Origin of the sequence: Desulfoprunum benzoelyticum, assembly GCF_014201505.1 — a bacterium.
GTDB lineage: Bacteria > Desulfobacterota > Desulfobulbia > Desulfobulbales > Desulfocapsaceae > Desulfoprunum > Desulfoprunum benzoelyticum.
Genome location: NZ_JACHEO010000010.1, coordinates 1 through 10,828, shown reverse-complemented (window position 1 = coordinate 10,828; position 10,828 = coordinate 1). Strand labels below are relative to the sequence as shown.

Here is a 10,828-nt window from a genome sequence, read left to right as displayed (position 1 = left end):
CGGTACCGCCACCGGCACCGACTTCGACGGCGACCAGGCCACCGCAACCACCTCGGCCACCGGCTCCTTCGTGGTCACCGTCGTCGACGACGTCCCGGTTATCAACCAGGTCGCAGACGCCCATATCGCCAATGAACCCAACATGATCCTGACCGGACTCTTCGATGTCGATCCAGGAGCAGACGAACCTGTTTCCGCCAGCCTGACGAGCAACATAGAGGGATGGGATGGGGTTACGGTGACTTCAGTAGATTCCGGCCTGACTTCGAGTGGCCAGACAGTCTACTACTATGTCGATCCGAGTGATAAGGCAACTCTGTTGGCAGTTACAGACCTTGATGACCTGGAAGGCTCCAAGGTATTTTCTCTCACGGTCGATCCTGTGAATGATGAATATACCCTCGAGACATTTGCCAAACTGGACGCTACAAAAGAATATACGTTTGACTCAGGAACGGCAGGTTTTCCGAAGGGCCCTCAGCCGATGATTATCGTTACTCAGGATCCTGTAACCGGCGAACAGGAAGCTTTTGTTCCTGAAGATCCAGACCTAACCCCTGATCTTGACATCCTATTCACCTTAACAGCCTATGATCCTGACCTCTCTCCCAATGACCCTAAATACGCACTGAAAGTAAACGGCAGCACCGCAGGGATGGGTATAGATAATAACATCGTCAACCAGGATGAGGGTGTTCTTGTTATCGATTTTGGAATGGCTGGACTCGACGGCACCCTCGCAGTTGGGGATATCATTTTTTCCCTGGAACACAATCCCACATCCAGCGATGTCACCATCCAGTATACAGCATTCAATGAGAATGGTGACCGAGTCGATCTTAACGGTGATATCATCGAGCTAGGCGCATCGCAACAGTACACCGGTGAAGTGACTCTACCATCAACCGAGAATACCTTTACTATCAATGATGATGGAGAACTTGGAACTATCAGTAAAGTCGAATTGTATTCAACATACTCTAACTTCAGGTTAACGGGTGTCGACTATGCCGAATCATCCACTGAAATGGATATCGTTGAGCAATTTGATGTGGTCATTCAAGACAGTGACGGAGATATTGCCACGACCACCATTGATATCGAATTCGACAACGACAACGTCATGATGGGAACAGACGAGGCCGAGGCGTTCGTCGGCGGTCCCGAAGATGAGGTTATTTCTGGCGGAGGAGGCGACGATGTCATTATCGGTGGAGCCGGCGACGACACCATCGACGGCGGCGAGGGCAACGACACCATCGATGGCGGAGCCGGCAACGACACCATTACCGGTGACACCGACGGCGACGCAAGCGACGCTACCTATGACGGTGGTGACGACACCATCACCGGTGGCGAGGGCAACGACACCATCGACGGCGGTGAGGGCAACGATGTCATCTATGGCGAGGAAGGAGATGACACCATCGACGGCGAGGCCGGGGACGATACCATTTCCGGCGGTGATGGTGCAGACACGATCGATGGTGGCGAAGGCAATGACACTATCGACGGTGGGACCGGCGATGATGTGGTGGATGGAGAGGCCGGCGACGATACCGTTCAGGGTGGCGAAGAAACAACCGTTCCTGTTGAAGGCAACGACGACGTGACCGGCGGCGAAGGTACGGATACCTTCGATACAGAAGAGAATGGCGCCGGAGAAGTCACCGACTATGATTCAGGAGAAGATGATCTCCAGAATTTGGTCCCCCTCGATCCCGATCCGGCACCGTAACCTCCGACCTCACAGATAAACCATATCATCAAAGGCCGACCGGGGAGCAATCCCCGACCGGCCTCGTCATTTTCACCCCGATCTTACCGACTGCCTCCTCACCCTCCGCCATTCACCCGCAACGCCAGTGCCAAGCGATTACCGACCCCGGTCTTGGAATAGATGGCGCCGAGGTGGGCCTTGACCGTCCGCTCGCTGATCCCGAGCCGGGCGGCGATGCCGCTGTTCGCCAGGCCCTCGGCGATCAGTTGGGCGATCTCCTTCTCCCGGGGGGTGAGATCCTTGATGGCCTGGTTGGCCGCCCCTTGCCGCTCCGCCGCGGCCGGCGGCAGCGCCACGTTTTCAAGAAGGTGCTGCATCAGCGATTTGCCGACCCAGGCCAGGCCGGACAGCACCAGCTCGACCGCCGTCCGCAACCTGGGGCTCGAGGCGTAGGTGTTGGCGTAGCCGACGCAGCCGGCCCGCAGGCAGACCACCCCATCCCTGTCGTCCGGCCGGTCAGAGAGGACGAAGACCTTGAGCCCCGGCCTGAACCCGCACAGCTCGCGGAGCTGGGCGTCATCGACCATGCTGCGGTGGACCAGCAGCAGGTCGACCGGCAGCGCCCGCAGGGCCTGCAAGGACTGGGTGTAGCTGCCGGCCGACTCGATCCGGTAGCCGTTCCCGAGTGCCGCCGTCCACTTCTTTCGTACCGCATCATCGGTGCTGCACAGCAATACCACCATCGCTCATCTCTCCCGCAAGGCCATCTGCTGGGCCCTGAGAACCGGTTTCAACAGATAGGACATGATCGTCTTCTTGCCGGTGACGATATCGACGGTCGTCACCATCCCGGGAATGATCGGCATCGGCCCCTTCTTTCCTTCGAGATAATTCTTCTTCGTCCGGACCCGGACCAGGTAGTAGCTGTTGCCCTGGTCGTCGGTCGTCGAATCGGCGCTGATATATTCCAGCTCGGCCTCGAGCCCGCCGTAGATCGTGAAATCGTAGGCGGTGAACTTCACCATCGCCCGCTGCTTCGGGGTCAGGAAGGCGATATCGGCCGGCTTGATCCGGGCCTCGATCAGCAGGGTGTCCTCGAGGGGGACGATCTCGACGATGTCCATCCCCGGCTGGACGATGCCGCCGACGGTGTTGACCAGGACCTGCTTGACCGTCCCGTAGACCGGCGACCGGACCGCGGTGCGGTCGAGCCGGTCGACCAGGGCCGACGACGAGGCCGATAGCCCCTCGAGCTGGCTCTTGATCGCGTTGTATTCCTTCTTGGCCTCGTTGGCGAAGGCCAGGCGCTCCTTGTCGATCTGCCGCAGGGACTCCTGGATCGCCGACTCGGCCCGGGGGATCGCCGCCCGGGTGGCGGCGATGTCGCCCCGCAGGACGCTGGCCTCCCGCTGCAGCCGCAGGACCTCGACCTCCGACACCGCCCCCTGCTTGATCAGGGGCTGGGTCAGGCCGATTTCCTTGTTGAGCAGGCCATAGGTCCGGGTCAGTTCAGTGGCCTTTTCCTTCAGCTCGGTCAGTTCCTGCCGCCGCTGCTTGACCTGGTCCTCGAGGATCGCGACCCGGGTCTTCAGTTCGTTGTTGCGGGAGTCGAACAGCTGGCGCTCGCGCTCGGCGATCTCCGGATTCTCCTTCGTCACCTCGGGCGGGAACTGTATCGCCGTGCCGGAGTGCTCGGCCTGCAGCCGCGCCGCCTGGGCCTGGAGGGCCAGGAATTTGCTGCGATACTCTTCGTACGGGGCCGAGAAGCGGGTGGCGTCGAGGCGCATCAGCAGCTGCCCCTTCTGGACGATATCGCCGACATGGACGTGGATCTCCGACAGGATCCCGCCCTCGAGGTTCTGGATGACCTGGACCTGGCTCGACGGGATGACCTTGCCGTCGCCGCGGGTGACCTCCTCGATCTCGGAGACCGATGCCCAGACAATCAACAGCGCCAGCAGCACCAGGGTCAGCCAGACGATCAGCCGGCCGCCCTTCGGCGACTGAACCAGGATCGTCGTCCTGATGTCGGTCACCAGATCGATATCGGTGGTGGCGCCATGGGCAAAAATGTCGGTGGTTTTCTTTCCCTTCGGTTCCACATCCGCCCCCGTCTGCGTTGCCCGGCTCATATGTTGATCTGCCCGTTCTTGAGGGCCTCGAGGATCGCGGCCTTCGGCCCGTCGGCCCGGATCATGCCGTTATCGAGGACGATGACCCGATCGACGAGGGCCAGCAGCGAGGCCCGGTGGGTCGTCAGGATCAGGGTCTTGCCCTTCAGGATCGTGTTGAGATGCTGGCGCAGATTGCTCTCGCTCCGGGCATCCATCGAACTGCTCGGCTCGTCGAGGATCAACACCGGCGGATCGAGCAGCAGGGCCCGGGCCATCGCCATCGCCTGGCGCTGGCCGCCCGACAGCAGCCGCCCCTGTTCACCGACCGGCATGTCGAAACCCATCGCGTGGCGCTTGACGAAGGTCGAGACGCCGGCGAGGTCGGCGACCCGGAGGATTTCGGCATCGCCCACATCCTCGCGGCCGAGGATGATGTTGTCCCGGACGCTGCCGCGAAAGAGGGTGATGTCCTGGGGTACGCAGCCGATGAAATGGCGGAGCTCGGTCGGATCGATCTGGCGGATGTCGGTGCCGTCCATCGCCACCATGCCGGTATCGGGTTCGTAGAGGCCGAGCAGCAGTTTGCCGAGGGTGGTCTTGCCGGAGCCGATGGCGCCGATGACCCCCACCCGCTCCCCGGCCTTGATCGTCAGCGACAGGTCGGTCAGGGCCGGAACCGACTGGCCGGGATAGGTGAAGTTGACATCCTTGAATTCGATCGCCCCGCGCAGTTCGCCGCGGTGCAGGAAGTGCTTCTGCAGCGGCCGCTCGACCGGCATGGCCATGATCTCCTGCAGGGTCGTCAGGGCGGTGCGGGCCCGGTGGTACCGGGTCGCGAGACCGACGACCTGGGTCATCGGCGCCAGGGCCTGGCGGGTCAGCATGACGACGGCGATCAGCCCGCCCTGCGACATGATGCCGCGGGCGATCGCGTAGACCCCGGCGATGATGACCGCCACCATCGTCGCGCTCTGGACGAAGGCCGAGACATGGCTGACCGACGAGGACAGGAAGCGGGAGCGGGTTCCCCAGCGGGAAATGTGGCCGACCGATTCCTCCCAGGTCCGCTGGATCTTGCCCTCGGCGCCGAGCATCTTCAGGGTCTCGAGACCGTTGAGCCCCTCGACGAGGACGGCGTTGCGCTGGGCCGAGGCATGGAAGGCCTGTTCCACCGCCCGTTTCAGCGGCATCTGGACCAGGTAGGCGTAGAGCAGCAGGACGACGATCGCGACGAGGTGGACGATGACGACCGAACCGCCGAGGTACCAGATGGCAAGGAGCGACAGCACGGCGAACGGCAGATCGACCAGGGCCGTCAGCGACAGCGAGGTGATGAAGTCGCGGACGCTGTCGAACTGCTGGATCTTGTTGGAAAAGGAACCGATCGATTCGGGCCGTGCGGCCATCTTCAGGCCAAGGACCTTCTCGAACAGCAGCGCCGAGATCTCGAGGTTGGCCTTCTTGCCCGCAATGTCGATGAAATAGCCGCGCAATCCCCGCATCAGCAGGGAAAAGAGATAGACCACACCGATGCCGATCGACAGAACCCACAGGGTCTCGAAGGCGTAGTTGGGGATGACCCGGTCGTAGACGTTGAGAATGAAGAACGGCGTCGTGAGCGCGAACAGGTTGATGAGAAAGGAGGCGAGCAGCACGTCGCGGTAGATCCGCCACGAGGAGAACAGCGTCCCCCAGAACCAGTCCCGGTGCCGGGGCGCCATCTCGGAAACGGAGGTCTCGGGGCGATGGAACTCGGGGGCGCAGAAGATCGCGTAGCCGCTGTAGCGGGCCTGCAGTTCGGAGACCGGGATGTTCTCCTGGCCCATCCCGGTTTCCGGGAGCAGGACCGTCGCCATCCCGTCATCGCGGACCGTGACCAGCACGAGCGCACGGTTGTCGTGGAGCAGCAGGATGCAGGGCAGTTCGAGGTTGGTCATCTCGGCCACCGGCCGCTTCAGGACCCTGGAGGTCAGGCCGGCCCTGGTCGCCGCCCGGGCGAACAGGTTGACGGTCAGGCGGTTGTTCGTCAAGGGCAGGCCGGCCCGGAGGGTCGCCCGGGAGATCCGGCGGCCATGGATCCTGGCCAGCATCAGCAGACAGTCGGACAACGGGTCGTCGATCACGTCGCTGTCGATCTTGAGCTTCGAAGTTTCCGGAATCTTGGACGTTATCTTTGTCGTCATGCGGACGGGGGCGGAAGTGGTCATACCATTCAACGGAGTACCAGTGGTTTTCGTCGGAATTGAGTCACTTTTTAAATTAAATCATATATCTTTGGTGAATGTCAACGATCGCCGCCACTTTCGCCGGGCAAAAAACACCGCAATTCGGTACAGTGGTGCCATGAACTCCATCCGACACCATCGTCGACCCAGTGAGGACACCTATGCTCTACGCGGAAAGGGATGCACACGGCGCCATCATCGCCATACGCAAGGCTGAAGAGACGGAAACGGCGGCTCAGGACGAGCTCACGGTCGCGGAGCTGACGGAGTTCCTGTCCGGGCCGGGGGAGCGGTCGCACCTGGAGGAAGTGCTGAAGCTCACCGACTCAGGGGTGATCCGGCTCATCGACGACCTGGTCGACCTGCTCGAGCAAAAACATATCATCCTCTTGACCGAGCTGCCGGAAGAGGCCCGCAAAAAACTGTACCAGCGGCGAATGGTGCGACAGAAGCTGCAGGAACAGACGCTGGTCGTCGACGATATCCTCTGATTCTCCGACATCGCAACCTTCCCCCTGGCCTTTCACCCCCTTACTCTCCCATCACCTCCGGATACCCTGTCAGATACCCCTGGATGCCGTCGACGTTCATCGCCGCCAGGGCCTGCCGCTGCGACTCGTTTTCCACCCCTTCGGCGATGACCATGATGTCGAGACTGTGGGCGGCGCTGGACAGGACGGTGACGAAAAAGCGGTTGTCGCCCTGCTCCTCCTCCAGACCGACGGCGTAGGAGCGATCGATCTTGACGTACTCCGGCCGGAGTGACTTGAGGTAGCCGAAGTTGGCGAAACTCTGGCCGAAATGGTCAAGGCCGATGCCGTGCCCCAGCTCCCGGATCGCTTCCGCGAATTGCCGCACCGCCTGGAGATGGTGGATGGCGCCGAACTCGATGAACTCGAAGACGAAGCGCGGCATCCCCTTTCCACCTTCGCGCAGCCGCGTCAGCAGCCAGGCCTCGAACTCCCGGTCCTCCAGCGAGGTGGGGGAGAGGTTGACGGCGATCGTGGCCGATTGCCGCCAGGAACGCGAACGGTTGAAGACCTCCTCGAGGATCAGGCGGTCGAGCCGGGTCATGAGCTGCAGCCGTTCCGCCAGCGGGATGAACACCGCGGCGCTGATCGGGGCCTCGTCGTCGACGACGACCCGGGTGAACAGTTCGGTGTGCAGAACCTCGCCGTCGCCGCCGGCCGTCACCGGCTGGGCCAGCAGGACGATGCCGCGCCTGGCGAGTACGTCCTGGAGGGCGTTCTTCCACCAGGTTTTGCCCCTGACCCCGTCGTCGGCGACCGGGTCGAAAGTCCGTACCAGCCAGCTGTTGGCGCCCTGGCGACGGGCGGCCTGGAGCACGGTGTCGGCCTCGGCGAGCATCCGCGAAAACGAGACCGGCCGGGCATAGACGGCGGCCCCGACGGCAGCGAGGTTGTCCGAAACGCCGACCTGCTGGGGCGCCAGGCGGGCAAGATTGGTGGCGACGCTCTCGGCCACGTGTTCGGCGTCGACCCGGCTGATCTCGGGCAGATAGATCCCGAAATCACCGCCGCTGAGCCGGGCCGGGGCGGCGGCGGCGAACGGCTGCACCACCCGGGTCAGAACGGCGGCGACCTTGCGCAGCAGTTCGTCGCCGGCGGCAAATCCATGTTCCTCGTTGACCGCCTGCAGGCCGAGAACCTGAACGAGGATGAAGGCGCCGCCACCGGCGCCCGGATCACTCTTCCCCGCCCGCACCTGCCCCTGCAGATAGCGCCGGTTGCCAAGCCCGGTAACGACGTCGCTGTAGGCGTTTTTGCGCAGCTTCTCGGCGAGACCGGCCTGCTCGGCGAACATGTCGCGGACCTTGACGGTCATCCGGTTCATGCTTTCCACCACCCGGCGCAATTCACGGGTGCGGGGCATGTTCTCCTGGATCTCGTACTCCCGTCGGCCGATGGCCTCGGCCTGCCGTTCGACCCGCTGAAGCGGCCGCAGCAGCAGACGCATGCCGAGGCCGCCGAGAACCAGGACGGCGACACCGGCGAGGAGGAACATCACGGTCGTCCTGACCGCTGTCTGCCAGAGGGTGCGGTAGGCATAGCCGGGATGGCTTTCGATGTACAGCGACCCGGCCTGATTCCAGCCGGCCATGACGAGAGAGGAGGCCCCCGGCGTCTGCAGCGGCACCAGGTCGATGAACCAGGCCGGCACCCCGTCGATCGCGACCGCGACGGTCCGTTCCGCCAGGACCTTGTCGGCGACGTCGCGCAGACTGATGATCCGGTAGTAGCCGCGGTCGAAGAGCGCGTTCATCATCGTCTCGGCGGTTGCCAGATCGTTGTCGGCCATATGCGGCGACAGCGACAGGCCGAGCGAGGTCGCGGTATCCTGGGCATGGGACTCGAGCTGGTCGACGAGAAAGGAGCGGGTGCTCTGCAGTTTGTCGAGCCACACGCCGACAAAGAGAACGAAGAACAGGACCAGCGTGAATAACAGCAACTGTCTGTAGAGTGTCATCGGCAATTCCCTTCAGTTGAGCCCTTCCGGCAGCCGCTGCAGGAGGTCCTGCCAGCGGTGCAGGCGACCGCTTTTCCCCACCTTCTCCCCCTGGCCCCGGGCCTTGGCCAGCCACAGCCCCGAACCGTTGAAGCTGTATACCGGCAGCAGGTCCTTTCGCCTGGTGGCCGGCTCTATCTCTTTTACCAGGTTGTCGAGGACCAGCGGTTCCGCCCCCGGCTGGCGGAAATAGGTCACGACCATATGCGCCTGGTTGAGGCGCAGGGCCTTGACGTACGTCATGTTGAGCTTGTTTTCCTTCACCCCGATGGCCTTCAGGGTGAAGTATTTGGCGAGGGCGAAATCCTCGCAGTCGCCGGCGCCCGTCGCCAGAAATTCGACCGGGGTGGCCCAGTAATCCTGTTTCCCCCAGTGCTGCTGGTCGTCGACAAACTGCATCCTGTTGAAAAAGACGTTTACCGCCTCCAGTTTCGCCTCATCGGTATCACTGTCGTTTTCCCGGATCAATTTCTCCCATGCCAGAAGCCGCTGCCGGGCCTCCTCCCCATGCAGTTTCACGGCTGATTCCAGGGTGGCGTCATCGATGGCAAAATGGCCCCGGCCTCGGACCGCGTCGCCGAGACAGAACACGAGCACCAGGAGCGGGAGAAAGCATACAAGCTTTTCGATATGGGAAAAATGCGCCACGGCAACGATCCAAAGGGCAGGGACGACAACCGGAACAGGCCGGCGCGGGGGCGACCGGCTTCTTCCTGCCGTACCGATCTCGCTGACGATCCTGCAGGACAGTGTCATTTCTGCTGTAGACCTTATATCAACATGTTTTGCAAGGAATTCTCCGGAAAATACCGTGCAAAAAAAACGGGCCGGGGAAGCGCCGTCACGCTCCGCCGGCCCGTTTCTCACGGCCTGCCATCGGCTCTTTCGTCAGTTGCCGGCAACCATCATCTCGCCGACACGGATCTGATTGATCCCGCCCGTCTGCGGATTGCCCTCATCCTGTATCTTTTCGGTTTCGTTCTCTTCCTCCTCGACGATACTCTCCTCGGGCCACTTCAGGCCGAAGGAATGGACGAGCCCGCCGGTCCCGTTGAGGATCCGGTACTGGCTGTACAGGCCGTCATAGCTGGCATTGATCAGATCACGTCTGGCGTCGATGGCCTCGGCCTCGGTATCGAGGACATCGAGCAGGGTCCGTTTGCCGATATCGAACTGCTTGCTGAAGGCAGTCGCCGTCGCCGCGGTCATCTGCACGTGGTCTTCGAGATACTTGATCCGGTCCAGCACCGACTGGTACGCCATCCATGACAGACGGATCGATTCGATCACCTGGCGATGGGTATTGTTTTTGATCTCCCGGGCTTCCTCGACCAGCTGGACGGTCTCGGCCTTGCGGCCCCGATCTTTCAGGCCGTTGAACAGGTTGTAGCGCAGGCGGACCATCGCCACCGTACTCTGCTGTTCCTCGTCGATCTGATCGACCTCATCCTCCCAGTTCTGGTCGAGCTCGAGGTCGACGATGGGCATGAACGTCCAGTTCGCCACGTCGCGCTGCTTGTGCCTGGCGTCAAGGTCGGCGCCGGCCGACTTCAAGGTCGGATGGTTGTCGACCGCCCACTTTTCCGCCTCTTCCAGTGAGGCGGGCATGCCGTCGACCGGCGGCTCCGGTTTGATCAGATCCCCCGGCAGACGTCCCATAATCCCCTGGTAGTTGGTCATCGCGTCGAGCAGGTTCGTCTGGGTGACCACGACATTGGATTGGGCCAGCGCCAGCCGCCCCCGGACCTGTTCGCTGTCCACCTGGCTGCCGACTCCGGATTCGGTTCGAAGTCCGATCTGATCGGCAATCTGCTGATGCTTCAGCAGGTTCTGGTCGGCGAGGGCCTTCAGTTCCTGGTTGCGGAGAACTTCGAGATAGACCTTTGCCGCCTTGAGGGCGACATTTTCCGATGTCGCCTGCAGCGTGTAGGCCATCGACCGCACCCGGTGCTTCTGTCGCGCCACCTCATTTTTGGTCGAAAACCCGGCAAAGACATTCTGCCGCAGCTTCAGGGTCACCTGCATCGGATCGTACGTTTCATCGACCGGCTCCTGGACATCCTCGACCCCGGCTCCGGCAATGAGATCGAGGGTCGGCAGGTAGCCCGACCTCGCCTGCACGACCTCCTCGTCCCGCGCCAATCTGTTATCTGATTACCACTGAAACTCAGCCTCGACAGATTTATCCGTGATGGGACACTATCTGTCCTACCAACCATGGTAAGGTACTCTCTCAGAACAAC

8 protein-coding genes are annotated in these 10,828 nt (G+C 62.0%); 2 read left to right on the top strand and 6 right to left on the bottom strand.

Annotation, left to right across the window (positions count from 1 at the left end; all coding sequences use genetic code 11):
• Positions 1–1,738: calcium-binding protein (locus HNQ81_RS09500; protein ID WP_435051625.1), on the top strand; the 1,738-nt coding region annotated here is incomplete at its 5' end.
• Between the two features lie 98 nt (positions 1,739–1,836).
• Here HNQ81_RS09500 and HNQ81_RS09495 read toward each other — a convergent pair.
• Genes HNQ81_RS09495 through HNQ81_RS09485 form a run of 3 tightly spaced genes read right to left on the bottom strand, consistent with a single transcriptional unit; the run spans position 1,837 to position 6,041 of the window.
• On the bottom strand, positions 1,837–2,463 hold the full coding sequence (locus HNQ81_RS09495; RefSeq protein ID WP_183350733.1) for a helix-turn-helix transcriptional regulator: 627 nt from the start codon (positions 2,461–2,463) through the stop codon (positions 1,837–1,839).
• A gap of 3 nt (positions 2,464–2,466) precedes the next feature.
• A complete protein-coding gene (locus tag HNQ81_RS09490; RefSeq protein WP_183350732.1) occupies positions 2,467–3,852 on the bottom strand; it encodes an HlyD family type I secretion periplasmic adaptor subunit in 1,386 nt (461 codons plus the stop codon).
• Positions 3,849–6,041, bottom strand: a complete 2,193-nt coding sequence (locus tag HNQ81_RS09485) for a type I secretion system permease/ATPase (RefSeq protein WP_240191638.1) — start codon at positions 6,039–6,041, stop codon at positions 3,849–3,851. Before HNQ81_RS09485 ends, HNQ81_RS09490 begins: the two co-directional genes overlap by 4 nt.
• A 179-nt stretch (positions 6,042–6,220) precedes the next feature.
• Here HNQ81_RS09485 and HNQ81_RS09480 point away from each other — a divergent pair, with 179 nt between their 5' ends.
• On the top strand, positions 6,221–6,550 hold the full coding sequence (locus HNQ81_RS09480) for a hypothetical protein (protein ID WP_183350730.1): 330 nt from the start codon (positions 6,221–6,223) through the stop codon (positions 6,548–6,550).
• A gap of 40 nt (positions 6,551–6,590) precedes the next feature.
• Here HNQ81_RS09480 and HNQ81_RS09475 read toward each other — a convergent pair whose 3' ends face one another.
• The 3 genes from HNQ81_RS09475 to HNQ81_RS09465 all read right to left on the bottom strand — a co-directional run bounded on the left by HNQ81_RS09475 (position 6,591) and on the right by HNQ81_RS09465 (position 10,727).
• Complete coding sequence (locus HNQ81_RS09475) at positions 6,591–8,546, bottom strand: EAL domain-containing protein (protein WP_183350727.1); 1,956 nt, start codon at positions 8,544–8,546, stop codon at positions 6,591–6,593.
• 12 nt (positions 8,547–8,558) lie between these two features.
• Positions 8,559–9,341, bottom strand: coding sequence for a transglutaminase-like cysteine peptidase (locus tag HNQ81_RS09470; RefSeq protein ID WP_183350725.1), 783 nt, complete (start codon positions 9,339–9,341; stop codon positions 8,559–8,561).
• 132 nt (positions 9,342–9,473) lie between these two features.
• The gene (locus HNQ81_RS09465) at positions 9,474–10,727 is read right to left on the bottom strand and encodes a TolC family outer membrane protein (RefSeq protein ID WP_240191639.1); all 1,254 of its coding nucleotides are present in this window, start codon (positions 10,725–10,727) and stop codon (positions 9,474–9,476) included.
• Positions 10,728–10,828 lie beyond the last annotated feature (101 nt).

Bases quoted from the DNA above. Each gene is read 5' to 3' on its own strand.
- HNQ81_RS09495 (WP_183350733.1), bottom strand. From the start codon at position 2,463: ATGGTGGTATTGCTGTGCAGCACCGATGATGCGGTACGAAAGAAGTGG.
- HNQ81_RS09490 (WP_183350732.1), bottom strand. From the start codon at position 3,852: ATGAGCCGGGCAACGCAGACGGGGGCGGATGTGGAACCGAAGGGAAAG.
- HNQ81_RS09485 (WP_240191638.1), bottom strand. From the start codon at position 6,041: ATGACCACTTCCGCCCCCGTCCGCATGACGACAAAGATAACGTCCAAG.
- HNQ81_RS09480 (WP_183350730.1), top strand. From the start codon at position 6,221: ATGCTCTACGCGGAAAGGGATGCACACGGCGCCATCATCGCCATACGC.
- HNQ81_RS09475 (WP_183350727.1), bottom strand. From the start codon at position 8,546: ATGACACTCTACAGACAGTTGCTGTTATTCACGCTGGTCCTGTTCTTC.
- HNQ81_RS09470 (WP_183350725.1), bottom strand. From the start codon at position 9,341: ATGACACTGTCCTGCAGGATCGTCAGCGAGATCGGTACGGCAGGAAGA.